Origin of the sequence: Chryseobacterium sp. MDT2-18, from assembly GCF_030815285.1 — a bacterium.
Lineage (GTDB): Bacteria > Bacteroidota > Bacteroidia > Flavobacteriales > Weeksellaceae > Kaistella > Kaistella salivictor.
Window position 1 is genome coordinate 107,033 of sequence record NZ_JAUSWQ010000002.1, and the last position, 16,568, is coordinate 123,600.

The 16,568-nt window shown below is 37.5% G+C and carries 17 protein-coding genes; 7 read left to right on the forward strand and 10 right to left on the reverse strand.

Features of this window, described 5'->3' with window-relative positions; genetic code table 11:
• Positions 1-103 precede the first annotated feature (103 nt).
• From QF004_RS02425 to QF004_RS02445, 5 genes are all read right to left on the reverse strand, one after another.
• On the reverse strand, positions 104-439 hold the full coding sequence (locus QF004_RS02425) for a DUF6122 family protein (protein WP_307422319.1): 336 nt from the start codon (positions 437-439) through the stop codon (positions 104-106).
• Positions 439-1,149, reverse strand: coding sequence for a DNA alkylation repair protein (locus tag QF004_RS02430; protein WP_307422321.1), 711 nt, complete (start codon positions 1,147-1,149; stop codon positions 439-441). Before QF004_RS02430 ends, QF004_RS02425 begins: the two co-directional genes overlap by 1 nt.
• Before the next feature lies 1 nt (position 1,150).
• Positions 1,151-2,071, reverse strand: coding sequence for a glutaminase (locus QF004_RS02435; protein ID WP_307422323.1), 921 nt, complete (start codon positions 2,069-2,071; stop codon positions 1,151-1,153).
• Between the two features lie 98 nt (positions 2,072-2,169).
• Complete coding sequence (hflX, locus tag QF004_RS02440; RefSeq protein WP_133439174.1) at positions 2,170-3,390, reverse strand: GTPase HflX; 1,221 nt, start codon at positions 3,388-3,390, stop codon at positions 2,170-2,172.
• Between the two features lie 101 nt (positions 3,391-3,491).
• Positions 3,492-3,923, reverse strand: coding sequence for an META domain-containing protein (locus tag QF004_RS02445; protein WP_307422326.1), 432 nt, complete (start codon positions 3,921-3,923; stop codon positions 3,492-3,494).
• Between the two features lie 71 nt (positions 3,924-3,994).
• Here QF004_RS02445 and QF004_RS02450 point away from each other — a divergent pair, with 71 nt between their 5' ends.
• Together QF004_RS02450 and QF004_RS02455 are read left to right on the forward strand one after the other, a co-directional pair.
• The gene (locus QF004_RS02450; protein ID WP_307422328.1) at positions 3,995-4,468 is read left to right on the forward strand and encodes a YdeI/OmpD-associated family protein; all 474 of its coding nucleotides are present in this window, start codon (positions 3,995-3,997) and stop codon (positions 4,466-4,468) included.
• An 11-nt stretch (positions 4,469-4,479) separates the two neighbouring features.
• Positions 4,480-4,983, forward strand: coding sequence for a GNAT family N-acetyltransferase (locus QF004_RS02455; protein WP_307422329.1), 504 nt, complete (start codon positions 4,480-4,482; stop codon positions 4,981-4,983).
• A 64-nt stretch (positions 4,984-5,047) separates the two neighbouring features.
• Here the strand turns inward: QF004_RS02455 and hemE are convergent, their stop codons facing one another.
• Genes hemE through hemA form a run of 4 tightly spaced genes read right to left on the reverse strand, consistent with a single transcriptional unit; the run spans position 5,048 to position 9,022 of the window.
• A complete protein-coding gene (gene hemE, locus QF004_RS02460; RefSeq protein WP_307422331.1) occupies positions 5,048-6,076 on the reverse strand; it encodes a uroporphyrinogen decarboxylase in 1,029 nt (342 codons plus the stop codon).
• Positions 6,077-6,108: 32 nt separating this feature from the next.
• Positions 6,109-6,798 carry a uroporphyrinogen-III synthase gene (locus QF004_RS02465; protein WP_133439169.1) on the reverse strand — a complete coding sequence of 230 codons (690 nt, stop codon included), beginning with the start codon at positions 6,796-6,798 and terminating at the stop codon, positions 6,109-6,111.
• 48 nt (positions 6,799-6,846) lie between these two features.
• The gene (gene hemC, locus QF004_RS02470; RefSeq protein ID WP_307422334.1) at positions 6,847-7,761 is read right to left on the reverse strand and encodes a hydroxymethylbilane synthase; all 915 of its coding nucleotides are present in this window, start codon (positions 7,759-7,761) and stop codon (positions 6,847-6,849) included.
• Positions 7,748-9,022, reverse strand: coding sequence for a glutamyl-tRNA reductase (hemA, locus tag QF004_RS02475; protein ID WP_133439167.1), 1,275 nt, complete (start codon positions 9,020-9,022; stop codon positions 7,748-7,750). The genes hemC and hemA overlap by 14 nt, the downstream gene beginning before the upstream one ends.
• 250 nt (positions 9,023-9,272) lie before the next feature.
• Between hemA and QF004_RS02480 the strand changes: the two genes are divergently transcribed.
• The 5 genes from QF004_RS02480 to rodA are packed head-to-tail and all read left to right on the forward strand — an operon-like array spanning position 9,273 to position 14,919.
• A complete protein-coding gene (locus tag QF004_RS02480; RefSeq protein ID WP_133439166.1) occupies positions 9,273-10,298 on the forward strand; it encodes a rod shape-determining protein in 1,026 nt (341 codons plus the stop codon).
• Between the two features lie 28 nt (positions 10,299-10,326).
• Positions 10,327-11,178 carry a rod shape-determining protein MreC gene (gene mreC / locus QF004_RS02485; RefSeq protein WP_133439165.1) on the forward strand — a complete coding sequence of 284 codons (852 nt, stop codon included), beginning with the start codon at positions 10,327-10,329 and terminating at the stop codon, positions 11,176-11,178.
• Positions 11,175-11,681, forward strand: coding sequence for a rod shape-determining protein MreD (locus QF004_RS02490; protein WP_307422342.1), 507 nt, complete (start codon positions 11,175-11,177; stop codon positions 11,679-11,681). Before mreC ends, QF004_RS02490 begins: the two co-directional genes overlap by 4 nt.
• A complete protein-coding gene (locus tag QF004_RS02495; RefSeq protein WP_133439163.1) occupies positions 11,678-13,693 on the forward strand; it encodes a penicillin-binding transpeptidase domain-containing protein in 2,016 nt (671 codons plus the stop codon). The genes QF004_RS02490 and QF004_RS02495 overlap by 4 nt, the downstream gene beginning before the upstream one ends.
• Positions 13,690-14,919, forward strand: coding sequence for a rod shape-determining protein RodA (gene rodA, locus QF004_RS02500; protein ID WP_133439162.1), 1,230 nt, complete (start codon positions 13,690-13,692; stop codon positions 14,917-14,919). Before QF004_RS02495 ends, rodA begins: the two co-directional genes overlap by 4 nt.
• A gap of 712 nt (positions 14,920-15,631) precedes the next feature.
• Here the strand turns inward: rodA and QF004_RS02505 are convergent.
• Positions 15,632-16,318, reverse strand: coding sequence for a C40 family peptidase (locus QF004_RS02505; protein ID WP_133439161.1), 687 nt, complete (start codon positions 16,316-16,318; stop codon positions 15,632-15,634).
• Positions 16,319-16,568 lie beyond the last annotated feature (250 nt).

A 16,568-nucleotide genomic window follows, 5' to 3' on the forward strand; every position in this document is an offset into this window, starting at 1 on the left:
AATAAATAATAAAATTGAAAAAATTTTATGCTTATCCTTTTTATTTTTTCAAATTTCATATCGTTATTAGAGATATAGATAATGGAGTTCAACTTAGCCGAACTCAATTTTTCCACAGCCAATAATCCTGAAAATCGGTGAACATGTGAAAAAGCAAACCAATTGCGATGACTCTGTAATTCCCTTTAAGAAATAAACTTCCCAGAAAATACACAGCGATTGCCCAGTAAGAATGCAGCGGATGATAACCAATACTGTTTCTATGGGGATCGAAAAGGGGATCGGCGAAGACATGATCCAAATCGACAAGCATCGTTGCGAGCATCAGAAAATAGGCGTGTTTCCAATTATTTTTTAAGAAAATTTTTGCAATAAAAAGCGGCACAATAAAGTGCATCAAATAATGGATGATTTCTCTGATGTAAAAAACGTTTTCCATTATATCCTTCCTTTTAAATAATCCTGACGAAGATTTTCGTCCAGTTTTTCAATGGCATACCGAAGCGTTGTCCGTGGCATTTTTTGATAATGAAGTTGGAGGAAATCCAAAAGTTGCTCTTCATTTCTCCCGCCCATTTCCCGCAAAAGCCAGCCGTTCGCCTTGTGCATCAGGTCGTGTGGATGGTTTAGATTTGTGATGACCAGCTTCTTAAGCAGCTGAAAAGAATCTTTTTTCACGTGAAACATCGTTGAAACCACAGCGATTCTTTTGCTCCACAAATTATCTTCTTCAGACAAATTTATTAAAATTGAATCCTCTTGATTTTCAAAACAATATCGGCCTAAAATTTTGTAACAGGAAGTATCGACCAAATCCCAATTGTTGATATGCTCTTTATTTTTTAAATAAAAGTCGACGATTTCTTTTTTTTCTTTTGAATCCTTTGATTTTTCAAATTTAGAAACCAGCATTAATAATGAGCAGAGGCGGTGTTCATGAATTTCTGACGACAGCAACTGTTCTAATTCATTTAATGAAATTCTGTTCCAATATTCTTTGGCAACTTTTCTTTGATCGGGCACGGTAACGCCGATAAATTGGTCTCCTTCTGCATATCCGCCTTTTCCGGCTTTGAAAAATCTGGGTAAAAACGCTTTCTTTTCGGGAATGGAAAGATCTTGTAGCGCGGATTTAATTTCTTCAATCATTTTAAAAAATACTTTCGCCGGTTAGGGTTGTAAATTCTTCCAGGAATTTCATGCCGCGGTACGAATTCCCTTTTTCATTGAGTTTCGGACTCCAGACGGTGATGCAATAATGCTGAGGATAAATTGCTATAATTCCTCCTCCAACGCCACTTTTCCCTGGCAATCCTACGAGAAAAGAAAACTCGCCTGACTCATCATAAAATCCACAAGTGAGCAAAATTGCATTAATTCTTTTGGCTTTACTCGAAGATAAAATCTGCATTCCGCCGGAAGGTTTCTTACCTTCATTTGCCAAATATAAAAAGCTTTTGCTCAGTTGTTTGCAAGTCATTTCTATCGAACAAAGATGGCAATAAAGTTCAATAACCGAATCCGGTTTATTTTTAATATTTCCAAAAGATTTCATGAAATTACACATCGCTGCATTTCTGAAACTGTTCTGCATCTCGCTCGAAGCTACTTTTTCATTAAAGAAAATTTCTTCATCTTCTGTGAGATTTCGAATAAAAGAAAGTAATTCTTCTTTTGGATTGTTGCAAATTTCCAATAATATATCGCAAATAACCAAAGCGCCCGCATTGATAAAAGGATTTCGGGGGATTCCGTTATCTGCTTCCAACTGAATCAAAGAATTAAATGCACTTCCTGAAGGTTCTACATCTACTCTTTCCCAAAGTTTTTCTTCCAGTTTTTCATAAACAAAAGACAATGCAAAAACTTTGGAAATACTCTGTATGGAAAATTTTTCTTCAAAATCACCGCAGCCAAAACTGTTGTGTTTTAAATCGGTAAAGTTGACGCCAAATTTATTTTCATCGATGCATGCGAGTTCAGGAATATAGTCTGGGACTTTACCATGATTTTCTTTGGCAATAATATCCGCATACACTTTTGAAGTAATTTTCTGATAATCTAATTTCATTCAATAAAAATAGGACTATTTACATTTTAAGTTTAAAAAAAATGCTTAAAACAAATTAAGCATTTTTAAAGAAACGAACTCTCACGCTCTTTTAGATTTTAGTCTTCCAATTCCATGTCATCATCATGATATTCAAACAGGAAATCATTATAAGGGAATCTGGCGGTATGAATTTTCAGAACCTCGTCGTAAATTAACTTTTTCATTTCCGGGAAGTTTTCTTTGTTCAGCGCAGAAATAAATACGGTTGGATACTGAGATTTCGACATCCAGGTTTTCATCCACTCATCAAGAGAAATATTTTTTCGGGTTTCCGGAGTCAGATCGTCTTCGTCTTTTTTCTCGTAAGCAAAAGCATCTATTTTATTGAAAACCATGATCATCGGCTTTTGATGCGCATTGATTTCCATTAAAGTTTGGTTGACGGAATTGATGTGATCTTCAAAACTTTCGTGGGAAATATCAACCACATGAATCAATAAATCGGCTTCACGGACTTCATCCAAAGTTGATTTAAAACTCTCTACCAATTGGGTTGGAAGTTTTCTTATAAACCCTACAGTATCCGTTAATAAGAAAGGTAAATTCCCAATGACCACTTTTCGTACAGTTGTATCTAAAGTTGCAAACAGCTTATTTTCCGCAAAAACATCAGATTTAGAAATCGCGTTCATCAGTGTAGATTTCCCGACATTGGTATAGCCAACCAGCGCTACACGAACCATTTTGCCACGGTTTTGTCTTTGGGTGGCCATTTGCTTATCAATGGTTTTTAATTTCTCCTTTAATAATGATATTCTGTCGCGGATAATCCTTCTGTCGGTTTCAATTTCTGTTTCACCGGGACCGCGCATTCCGATTCCCCCTTTCTGTCTTTCAAGGTGAGTCCACATTCTGGTCAGTCGCGGGAGTAAATACTGATACTGAGCAAGTTCCACCTGAGTTCTTGCATAAGAAGTTTGCGCTCTCTGAGCAAAAATATCGAGAATCAAATTGGTTCGGTCGAGAATTTTCACTTCCATTTCTCTTTCGAGATTTTTCAGTTGTGAAGGCGAAAGTTCGTCATCGAAAATCACCGTTCCGATTCCGTGTTCTTTTACGTATTCTTTTATTTCCTGCGCTTTTCCGCTTCCAATAAAAGTTTTGGAATCCGCTTGCGTTAATTTCTGAACGAATCTTTTGTCAATAGTCGCTCCTGCTGTCAAAGCCAGAAACTCCAGCTCATCCATATATTCTACGAGCTTTTCTTCACTTTGATTTTGTGTAACTAAGCCGACTAAAACGGCTTTTTCGTATAAATGTTCTTTTTTTTCTAGCATAAATTTCCTTTCGGCATTTGTACAAAGATAATACTTTGAGTTAACCATTAAAAAATCTCAGCTCAAATTAGCAGAGATTTTTTAGAAATATTTTATAATTCTTAATCCCAGTCAGCAGCGACAAATTTCATTTTCTTTCCCGCAGCATTGGTTAAAGTAAGGTAATGCCCGTTAACTTTATAGTTCGTCATTCTCGGAAGTTCTCTTCCAAAGGCAGATTCCAACTCCATCGCTTTATCACAAAACATCATCGTACTCCCAATTTCTGAAAATTTCACCGTCCCGTTTGCATTGAAATTTGCGGAACCAAACATATTGTTGCAACCCATATTTGCGGAGAAACGTCCCGGCTCTTTTTGATCAGTTAAATTAAGATGCGCTTTGCTGCTCACCATGAAATCTTTGCTGAAGTCCTGAAATTCCACCAACATCCAGTTTCTTTTTATATTTTCGGAAAAGTTGGTTTGAGCGGTACAATTTGCGAGGAATAAAAGGACGAAAATGGCGATGAATCCTGATACTGTTTTTTTCATTTTAAAATTTTCTTTATTTAATCCATATCTGTGCCATCAATTTTTATAAATTTGAATCTAATTTTTTAAAAATGACAGATTTTATTTCGTTTAAAGGTCCTGTTTTACAAAGCGGAGAAATCAATGCGGCGTATGTTGAATTCCCTTTCCCGACCGAAGAATGCTTTGGCAAAAAAGGGTTAGTGAAAATAAAAGCGCTGTTTGATGAGAAAGTTGAATATCGCGGCAGTTTAGTAAAGATGCAAAGCGAGGGTCATATTTTGGGCTTAACTCAGGAAGTCCGGAAACAACTTGGGAAATCTTTCGGTGATGAAGTTTCGGTCAGAATTTGGGAAGACAAAGAGGAAAGAATCGTGATTGTTCCGGAAGATGTTCAAATGGTTTTTAATGAAAATGTAAAGGCTAAAGAATTGTTTGACGCTATGAGTTATACGCACCGAAAAGAATATATCCGCTGGATCGTAGAAGCGAAAAAACCGGAAACCCGCGAAAAAAGAAAAATTAAAATGATAGAAATGATTCTTGACGGAAAAAAAGGAATTTAAAAAAAACAGAAATGACAGAAACAGAAAGATTGTTGCTAAAGCCAATGTCAACAGACGATTCCGAATTTATTTTCGAACTGTATAACTCACCGAACTTTATAAAATTTATTGGGGACCGGAATATTAAATCCGTTAAAGATGCTGAAAATTACATAATTGCTAAATTTCTTCCTCAGGCCGAAAGATTAGGCTATGGGAATTATCTCATCATGTTGAAAGCTACAGGTCAGAAGATCGGTAGCGTCGGGATTTTTGAAAGAGAAGGATTGGAAGTTCACGATATCGGTTTTTCATTTTTACCCGAATTTGAAGGAAAAGGATACGGTTTTGAAGCTGCGCGTCAGTTACTGGAAACTGCCTTTTCAGAATTTGGTTTAAAAAAGATTTCTGCCATTACTTCAAAAGAAAATATAGCCTCTCAAAAACTCATTGAAAAGCTGGGACTTCAATACCAATCTACTGTTCGCCTTCCTGATGATGAGGTAGAATTGCTGTATTACGAACTTGATAAATAATAAAGCCACGAATTCACAAATAAAAAATTCGTGCATTCGTGGCAAATATTTTTAAACTAAATTTCTAGTTTGGTTTCCAGTCCACAACTGCTCTGATGAATGCTTCTGCATTTTCCAGAGGAATATTCGGTAAAATCCCGTGACCGAGATTCGCGATATAACGGTCTTTTCCGAAACGGTTAATCATTTCGGTGACCATTTTTGTGACCGTTTCCGGTGACGAATGCAATCTTGTAGGATCGAAATTTCCCTGCAAAGTCATGGTGTGATTGGTCAGCGTTCGTGCCAGTTCCGGAGTAATTGTCCAGTCAACGCCCAACGCAGAAACTTTAGATAAAGTCATTTCTTCTAAAGCAAACCAGCATCCTTTGCCAAAAACAACCACGTGAGTTAACGGACTTAACGCTTCTACAATCTGGTTGATATAAGGCCAGGAGAAAATCTGATAATCTTCCGGGGACAAGGCACCGCCCCAGGAATCAAAAACCTGAACAGCCGAAACACCTTTCTCTACTTTTCTTTTCAGATAAGCAATCGTAGTATCTGTAATTTTCTGTAATAATAAATGGGCGGCTTCAGGATTTCTGAAACAGAAACTCTTTGCAACATCCCATGCTTTGGAGCCTTTTCCTTCGATACAATAGCATAAAATCGTCCATGGCGAACCGGCAAAACCGATTAATGGAATATTATTATCCAATTTATGCAAAGTCAGTTCGATGGCATCAAAAACATATCCCAGAGTTTCATCAACATCAGGAACAATAACATTCTGCACATCTTCTAAAGTACGGATCGGCTTTTCGAGCCAAGGTCCAATTCCGTCCCGCATCTCGAAATTCATTCCCATTGCCTGGGGAACAACCAAGATATCTGAGAACAAAATCGCCGCATCCAATGGATATCTGCGAATCGGCATCATGGTAATTTCTGAAGCCAGTTCCGGCGTGCGACATCTGGTGAAGAAATCATATTCATCACGCATTGCACGGAATTCGGGTAAAAACCTTCCCGCCTGTCTCATCATCCAAACCGGAGGCCGCTCAACGGTTTCTCCTCTTAATGCCTTTAAATATAAATCGTTTTTAATCATAATCTTTAAATAAAATCAGAAACCGACGTTTCTTAACAGGAGCTTATCTTTTCTCCTTCTTTTTTAATTAATTTAAGCAAAGCATTCAGGTCATTGTCTTTGCCTGTAAATATTTTTTGGGTGGTATATTTTTTAACCTCTGCACCAGTAGTTTCACCAATTGCATAGATTTGCTGAAAGTCTAAACTGTTGTTTTTAATGAAACTCCGCACGCCACTTGGCGAGAAAAAAGCAATGGCATCATGACTTCCTTCATATTTAGGATACAACAATTCTGTTTCGTACACGACTACTTTTTTATAGGCGATATTTTGCAGGGGTAATTTTTCCTGAAGAATATCCAAGGCTAAATTTCCGCAGAAATGAATGAATTTTTCTTTGGAGCAATTTTCAATAATAAAGTCTGAAAGTTCTTTTGCGTTTTTTTTCGTTTTAAATACGCCAAAACCATATTTCCGCAAGTGCATTTTGGTTTTCCTGCCGACGCAGTAAATCTTGTTATAATTTTTTGCGGCGAAATTTTCATGAGGTTTAAAACCATTTTTAAAAAATGATTCTACTCCATTTACACTGGTGAAAATCAGCGAATTATTCCCGAGAGGGAATGGCGCAAGGTGAAGAAGTTTGATTTTAATCACCTCTAAAAAATGACTTGAAAAATGGTTTCCAAGGATATCGGAAACTTCTTTTTCATCGAGCATTTTTGTAAACAGAATATTCATTACAAATAAATTATCAATAATTCCTATTATATAATACTGTTGCAGATTTTATTGAAGGTGCAGTTTAATCTCCTGCATCAATTCTCTTCCGCCGTCTTTTAAAATGATATGAGCTAATTTTTCTCCAAAATTTTCCTGATCATTCCAGGTGAAAATTTCATCGATTTCCATGCATTTTTTACCGTCTAATGAACACAGTCTGCCGATAAATCTCACTTCATTTTTGTCATTGATTTCTGCAAAAGCGCCAATAGGTGCGGTACAACCTCCTTCCAGAGTTCGTAAGAAATTCCTTTCAATGTCGATGCAAATCTGAGTTTCCCGATGGTTTACTTTTTCGAATAATTCTTTTATTTCATGATCATCAGCTCTTGCGGTTACAGCAACCACACCTTGTGCCGGCGCAGAAATCATCATTGGAAGAAACTCATAATCTACTGCTAAATTCATTCTTTCAATTGCTGCTAATGAAAACAAAGTCGCATCGAAATCCTGATCTTCTAATTTCTGGAGACGGGTCTGTACATTTCCGCGGATATCACAAAACTCGGTTTCCGGAAAATATTTTGCCCAGAACGCGCGGCGTCTTAAACTGCTGGTGGCAATTTTCAACTCATGCAGTTCTTTATTTTTGGAAGTCGATTTTCTTACCAGAACGTCTTGTGGAAAATCGCGTTTCAATACAGCGACAATCTCTATATTATGAGGAAGCTGAGTCGGAATATCTTTCAGAGAGTGCACGGCAATGTCCACTTCATTATTTAATAAAGCAATATCCAAATCTTTAGTAAAAACTCCGGTGATCCCCATTGCATAAAGAGGTTCGGTAAGGTTTTTATCTCCGGTCGAAACAATCGGAGTGATATCGGTTTTGTAATTGTTATTTTGCAGATTTCTGGCAACTTCTCTTGCTTGCCACAATGCGAGCGGCGAGTTTCTTGTGCCTATTTTAATGCTTCTCATTGAACTCTTTATTTGGTTGTTCTACTAAAATCTCGTGCATTAATTTACTGATTTCATCGGCCTTCCAGGGATTATCGATGATGTATTTTGCGAAACGGTTGGTGATTTTCTGAATCATTTTTTCTGAAAGCTGCATATCATCTACCTCCACATAATGATGTTTTTTGTGAATTTTATGCATTTCATTCCGCTCCATATTCTTCAACATGGCTTTGAAATGATGGATGTTGGGCGCCAGTTTTCTTTTCTTTTCCCACTCCAGAAAATCCTTAGACATTTCTTTGATGATTTCTTCCGCTTTTGGAATTTCTTTTTGACGCTGAACCATGGTTTCATTAATATGAAGGGACAGCTGATCGATATCGACTAAACTTACATTTTCGTTCTCTGTAACATTTTTCTCCACATTGTTTGGGATCGAAAGGTCGATAATCAAAGTTTCTTTACCATTGGGGAAATGCGATTTATTAATAATCGGATGCTGTGCTCCGGTGGCGACAATCAAAATGTCTGTTTTGGTCAACTCGTCCTGTAGCTGGTCGAATTCGATATGGGGGATTTTGTATTTCTCGGCAATTTTTTCTGCTTTTTCTGCAGTTCTGTTTGCAATTTTCACATTGGGTTTATAAACATGCTTTACCAGATTTTCCACGGTGTTCTGCCCAATTTCTCCCACCCCGAGAAGCAGAATGTTCTTATCGGAAATTTGGATTTGATTTTTCAGGATATAATGAACTGCAGCATAGGAAACGGAGGCTGCTCCATTAGAAATTCCTGTTTCGTTCTTAATTCTTTTGGAAATCTGGATGGCAGAATTGATCGATCTCTCTAAAAAAGGATTGGAATTTTTCTTTTCTTTTTTAAACCGGTGATAGGCATTTTTGATTTGCCCAATGATTTCGAAATCACCAATAATCTGGCTCTCTAAACCTGCTGCTACCCGAAAAAGATGATTAAGGGCTTCTTCCCGTTTCAGAATATTTACATATTTCATAAAATCGGTGATGCTTACGCCTACGATTTTACAGTACAATTCTGCAATCAGAAGATAATTTTGAGTGGTCGTATAAATTTCGGTTCTGTTGCAAGTAGAAACCACAAAAGCATCTCCCAAATTCAAATCATGAATTTGGTTGACGAAATATTTTACATGCTCATCAAAGAAAGCAAATTTGCCCCGTATTTCTGCATCAGCTTTTTCGAAACTGACGCTGAGAACGGCAAAATTAGCAGTTTGGTGAATGTTATTATCCTTAGTCATAGAGCAATCGCAAATTTAAGGTTTTAAATTGAATTGGTGAAGGATATCAGATATGAAGATTATCACTAAAATCTATATCCCGATTCTTGAGACTATTTTTTTTTCAGAAATGAAATATTATGGTAATTAAAAAGTTATCTATATAAAATACAGAAATTTTAATAAAATTTTAACCAAAATTAGGGGCGATCTAATTTTTAGAACGGTTCTAAATCTATATCTTTGTACACTTTAAAAATTTAGCATAAAAATGGGGTTATTTGATATGTTCACGCAAGACATTGCGATTGATTTAGGAACTGCGAACACACTAATTATACACAATAATAAAATTGTAGTAGATCAACCATCGATTGTTGCAATCGAGCGTTCGACAGGAAAACCAATTGCAGTTGGGGAGAAAGCAAAACACATGCAGGGGAAAACGCATGAAGACATCAAAACCATCAGGCCTTTGAAAGATGGCGTAATCGCTGATTTCCATGCTTCTGAGCACATGATCAAAGAATTCATCAAACAAATTCCCGGTATCAAAGGAAAACTTTTTCAGCCGACTTTAAAGATCGTTATCTGTATTCCGTCCGGAATTACCGAGGTAGAAAAACGGGCGGTAAGAGATTCTGCCCAGAAAGTAAATGCGAAAGAAGTCCGTTTGATCTATGAACCAATGGCCGCAGCAATCGGTGTAGGAATCGATGTGCAGAAACCAGAAGGGAATATGATCATCGACATAGGTGGTGGTACGACCGAAATCGCTGTTGTGGCTCTTGGAGGGATCGTTTGTGATAAATCTGTGAAAATTGCCGGAGATGTATTTACCAATGATATCGCCTATTATTTAAGAACGCATCACAATTTATATATTGGTGAAAGAACTGCCGAAAGAATAAAAATCGAAGTGGGTTCTGCCGTTGAAGATCTTGATGTTGATATTGAAGATATTCCGGTTCAAGGCCGTGATTTAATTACCGGTAAGCCAAAAGAAATCATGGTAAACTACAAAGAAATCGCGCGGGCTCTGGACAAATCGATTGTTAGAATTGAGGATGCCGTAATGGAAACCCTTTCACTGACTCCGCCGGAATTGGCCGCTGATATCTACAAAACTGGAATTTATCTTGCCGGAGGTGGTGCTTTGTTAAGAGGCCTTGCAGACAGACTTCATAAGAAAACCGGCTTGCCTGTTTTTGTTGCCGAAGACCCGTTAAGAGCTGTAGTTCGGGGAACCGGAATCGCCTTGAAAAACATGGATAAATTCAACTTCTTAATTAAGTAATTAATCGTTTTTTCACGAAACTAAACAGATGGGATTTTTGCTGAGATTATTTTCGAAGAACGGTTTATTCGTCTTCTTTATATTTCTGCAACTCATAGCTGTGGTATTGATTTTCAGTAGAAACTCAATGCAACAGTCGTGGATTGCAGGGCAATCTGCTGCCTTTAATTCCTGGGTTTCTGGATATATCGATGAAGGGGCTTCTTATCTGAAACTGAAACAAACCAATGATCAGCTGATTGCACAAAATAAAAGTTTAATGATGCAGCTTTACGGCAAAGATGCAGCAACTAATCCTGAATTCCGTAAAGTGCACGACACCGTCGGAGGTGGACAAATCTATACTTTTGTCGATGGCGAAATCGTATTTAACAGCATCAATAGAAAAGATAATTACTTTACCATCAACCGCGGAAAAAGAGATGGAGTGATGCCCAAAATGGGTGTTATGGCGCCCGGGGGAATTGCCGGAATTGTCATTAATACTACTGATTCCTTTTCTTTGGTACAATCGATTTTAAGTTTAAATAAAATTAAAATCAATGCGTCGCTCAAAAAATCCGGTTATTTCGGAACACTCACCTGGCGGGGAGATGATTCCAGAATTATGCATCTGTCGGATATACCAAAATATGTTCCGCTTCAGGTTGGCGATACGATTGTAACGGACGGTAAATCTGCTATTTTCCCGCAAGGTATTATGGTTGGTAAAATTGCCGGTTATGAAGTAGATAGTAAAACAGGCTTCTGGGATATCTCGGTGGAACTGAGTGAAAAAATGGGAAAGCTCAACAAAATATACGTAGTTAAAAACCTGAAAAAAGCAGAAGTCCGTAAAATTGAAGATACTTTGCAAGCGACAATAAAAAGAGAGAAATGATAAGTAGAACGCTTTTTACAGATATTTTGATTATTGTTTTGCTCATCGCATTACAAATTTTTGTGCTTAACCGTATCACCCTTTTTGGAAAATATACGCCTGTTATATATCCGGTATTCGTTATGTTTTATCCTTTCTTTCGAAATAAATACCAGTTTTTGCTGTTGAGTTTTATTTTGGGATTAGGAATTGATGCCTTTTTGTACACTTGGGGAATCAATGCGTTTGCGACAACGGTCATTGCTTATTTTAGAACCCTTATTTTCAGAACTTCTACGGATACTTCTACGGATTTCTTCTCTTTCCATTCTTTGCAGTGGTCTCAGTTTTTTCTTTTTATCTTTATGAGTATCTTTATTCATCAGGCACTTGTTCAATATATTGAAATCTTTAAATTCAGTAGATTTTTCGATATCTTCCTTAATGTTTTGGCAACGAGTGGGATTTCATTTATCTTTATCATTATTTATGCTTTAGCATTTAAAATCAAACAAAAAGTCTGAAACCGCAATTTTTAAAAATCTCCGTTGTTTTATCTTTAATTGCTATAATTTTTATAGCAAGGCTTGCTTATTTGCAGTTATTCACAGACCGATATGCGCTGAACGCTGCTAATACTTCGATAAAAACCGAGTACATTATTCCCCAGCGTGGCGTCATATTTGACCGGAACGGAAAAATACTGGTAGGAAATCAGCCGGCTTATGAAATCTCTTTTACGGCGGCATTATTAAAACCGGACTTCGATACCATCGATTTTTGTAATTTGGTGAGAATCAGCAAAGCTGATTTCATCAAAAATATCAATGCTATTAAAAAGGAAAAATATTTTTCGAAATTAACGCCGATGACTTTTATGAAAAATCTAAGTCGTGAGGAAATTGCAAGAATACAGGAAATCATTTTCAAATATCCGGCATTCAGTATCGTGTCAAGGCCTCAGCGGCAATATGAAGTTTCTACGTCCGGAAACCTTTTGGGGTACACGAATGAAGTCAATGAAAGAGAGCTGAAAAAAGATTCTGTGTATTATCTTCCGGGAGATTTCATCGGGAAAACGGGAATTGAAAAATCTTATGAAAATGAACTTCGTGGCGTAAAGGGCATTCAGTATATCCAAAAAGATATCCGTTTGCGGAATATCGGTTCTTATAAAAATGGAGCCTTAGACAAAGAGGTCATTACAGGTAAAGACATCAAGCTGACGATTGATTACGATTTGCAACGTATGGCAGAAGAAATGCTCGTCAATAAGCAAGGTGCAATTGTGGCAATTGATCCCAGCAACGGCGAGATTTTGGTGCTGGCCACGGGTCCGGATATTGATCCGAATCTTTTTTCGGGTTCTGAAAAAACAAAAAACCTGTACCGTTTACAAATGGATACGGTTTATAATAACCGGCCCACCTTTGACAGGTCTCTTCAGGCAGCTTATCCGCCGGGATCTACTTTTAAATTGCTTACTGCTGCCGCTGCTATGCAAATGGGAGTGATGGATGAAAATACGGTTTTTCCGTGTGGAGGCGGGTTTAATTATAGGGGTTTACGCGTGAAAGGTCATGGTGGAGCTGATCCATTAATCCCGGCTATTCAGGTCTCAAGTAACTGTTATTTTTCGTATGCTTTTATTGCCATTATGAATAAATATCCAGGCGATCCAACGAGGGGAGTGAATGAGTGGAAAAAAATAATGAGCAGTTTCGGTGTCGGGGAATTCCTTAATAATGACTTGGCGGTAGGTTCTAAAGGAAGAATTCCGACCGGTGAATTTTACCAGAAAAGAAGTGGTGGCAAAAAAGACTGGAGTTCGGCCTACACCATGAATGGTTCTATTTTTAATGGTATGGGACAGGGTGATGTTTTGTTAACTCCACTGCAAATGGCGAATTCTGTGGCAGCAATTGTTAATCGCGGCTGGTATTTTACGCCCCATATTGTAAAGGCAATTGACGGAAAACCCAATCCGGATCCAAGATTTAAGGTAAAACATAAAACATTGGTAGATCCGAAATATTTCGATCCGATTATGAAAGGAATGGAAGCCGTGGTGCTGCACGGAACAGCCAGAAGTTTAAAATCCAATGATTTTACGATGCTGGCGAAAACAGGAACCGCACAGGTTCCTCAGGGAAAAGACAATTCAATATTTGTTTTGGCAGCTCCTGCAGATCATCCTAAAATTGTAATTGCTGCTGTTATGGAACATGCAGGCTTCGGTGGAACCTGGGCAGGCCCTGCAGCTGCAGTCATTGCAGAGAAGTATTTAACCGGAGATTTAAAGCGGGAACACCTTTATAAAAAATTAGTGAATGCGAGTTTTATGCCCGAGTACAAAAGACAGTGGGATGTAGAGCTTAAAAGAAAAGGGCTTTATAAAGAGCCGAATAAAGATTCCGTAAATCTGAAAAAAGTTGAGGATCGCCTGAGAATCACCAAAGATACTGAACAGAAAAAACAACTGCTTTATAAGAGGGATTCTATTGTACAGAAATTAAAAAACAGCGCAAAAAGATGAAGTGGGCACAGGGTATTGATAAATTAGGACTTTCTCTTTATTTTCTGCTGTGCGGTTTTGCTGTAGCAAATATTTACAGTGTGGAACCTGCGAGCGGAACAAGACAAGCTGTTTGGCTTGGAGTGTCTGTTTTTGTGGGGCTCATAATATTTACGACGAGAGCAAAGTTCTTCGAGAATATGTCTGGCATCATCTATATCGGCGGTATTCTTTTGCTCATTGGTCTATTCCCTTTTGGGACAGAAATTTTGGGACAGAAAAACTGGTACAAATTTGGCGCGTTGAGTTTGCAGCCTGTGGAGTTTTCAAAAATAGGTACTGCTTTAATGTTGGCCAACTATGTCTCCGGTCCTGATTTTAATTTAAAATATAAGAAATCCCTCTGGACTTCTTTAGCAATTATAGGAGTTCCGGCTGTGGTGGTTCTGGCAATCCCAGATGTGGGTTCCTTATTGGTTTTCACCGCTTTTTTCATCGCCTTATTTCGGGAAGGAATGTCGGGATGGGTTTTCGGTGTGGGACTGATTTTCGCTGCTGTTTTTCTGGTCGCGCTTGCCATTGATCCTATTTATGTGGTGGCCGCCATCGTTGTAATAACCGCCATTGTTCTCTTTTTAAATTCTTATAAAATTCATTGGAATGTATTGTCCGTAGCGGCAATCATTGGTGGCGTCGGAATTCTTTGTGGATTAGCATACGGAGCTCCCTCTATTTTAGAGAAAATGCCCAAACACCAAAGAGAAAGGATAGAAGTTTTATACAAAGGTGAAAGAGCTTTTCGGGATACGTCCGGATATAATTTACTTTATTCGAAAACTGCGATTGGTTCAGGCGGATTTTTCGGTAAAGGTTACCGTGAAGGTTCTGTAACGCAAGGGAAATTTGTTCCTGAGCAAAGCACAGATTATATTTTCTGTACCGTTGGCGAAGAGTGGGGCTTTTTTGGCAGCGCCATGCTTGTCATCGTATATTCGGTATTTATTGGAAGAATTTATTATCTGTCAGAGAAGCAGAAATCTACCTTTAACCGGGTTTTTGGTTATTGTTTCGCTTCTATACTGCTGATGCACTTTTCGATTAATCTGGGTATGGTGATGGGGCTTTTCCCAACGGTGGGGATTCCGCTGCCGTTTTTCAGTTATGGTGGGAGCTCTTTGCTGGCATTTTCGATGTTGACCTTTATTTTCTTTAAACTGAATTACACGGACCGAAACAGTTTGGTTTAATTGCAATTTGCAAAATTAAAGAGGTTTCTATTGCCTTTAGAAAAGGTTTAAATTTATTTTAAATTCCTGATTGATTTTTATTTTATTGCAGAAAGAAAAGACCGCTGGGGCAATACAAAATTTTCTATTCATATGACCTTTTTTAAATATTAAGATTTTAAAGAGCAGAAGAATAGTATCAAATCTGAGCAGCCGCTTAAAATCAGCCAGATACTATATCTATTTTTCTATAATTAAATATTTATTAAAAGCCTGAACTGTTTTGTTATTATATGAAAATGAACGGTTTTGAAATTGATCGAGAACAATTTTCTTTTTAATGTATATCCGTCTTAAATCACAAATAAAATTTTTTAATCTCGTCGAAGATTTTATTTATAATATGCTTTTTCTGGTTTTTTTAAAGACCCAAAGACTTACACTTAGAAAATAGCAGAAAAAATCTTTACTATTACTAATTACAGATACCCATTTCATTTTTTTTGCTGATGGTTGTTGCTAAAAAAATTCCCGTTCAGAAATCATTTGAATATGAGTCCCACCAGTTATTCTAGCCCCGATGGGAGCGGCATCCCATGAATTTGCGACAGCGATGAATGGACACAGGGGACAAGCGGGTTGGGATGGGTAAGAAGCGATGCCTCCGTTGCTCCTAAGAAATAAGAAAACCACCCTAAAAAGGTGGTTTTCTTAAAAAATCAATTATCTATTTTTAATTATTTGCGATGTTGCTGTTGAAATCGTCTTGTGATAAAATTCTTTTGGCAAATCTGAATTTGGGTCCCCAATAAGAATCATCGAGCGAAGAAATCATTACTCCTTTAGACGTTGCGGCGTGAATGAATTTGACTGTGCCATTTTCTGTTACATTTTCCACGATTCCTACATGTGAAATTCTACCTCTACCATGTGAAAAGAATACCAAGTCTCCTTTCTGAAGGTTGCTTTTTTCTACTTTCTCTCCTTCCTGTGCTTGGGAGGCTGCTACTCTAGGCAAGCTCATGCCTGCAGTTGCACCGAAAACCGATAGAACGAAAGCGGAACAGTCAATTCCTTTTCTGGTCATCCCACCGTATCGATACGGAGTTCCTAAATAGGTTTCTGCTTCAGTTAGGATATCATCTATCTTTTGTGAGAACCGAACTGCTTTTGCAATTTCTTCGTTCTTCACAATAGCTTCTAAGTTTTTGGATGCTACCAATTGCTCATCCTTAAAGCTGCTTAATAATTGTTCTTTTGCTAGTGCCAGTTTCTTATTGTCTATCGCTGCTAGTTTGGCATTCGATTTGTATTCATTAGCGTAAGTCGTTGGTGTAGAAACTACATAATTGGTTACGCAAGACTGCATTGATAATGTAGTGAACACAGCAGCACAATAAAACAAAACTCTTTTCTTCATATATATTTGATTACCTGTGTTAAAACTTATTATTTGTTTTTTAAAGCATTACAAAAGTAAGTAATCGGGTAAAACCGAGGGTGAAAACACCCTACGTTGTCACCTGTTTTAACACATTTTAACATTATTTTTCCTAATGTTAAAAGAATATTCTTCGCAATCCCTTTATTTAAGGGGTTGCGTTTTTATTTATATTATGATTCATTAACATTTATGTGTTTAATCTATTGACTTTATTGTATTGCTCTAT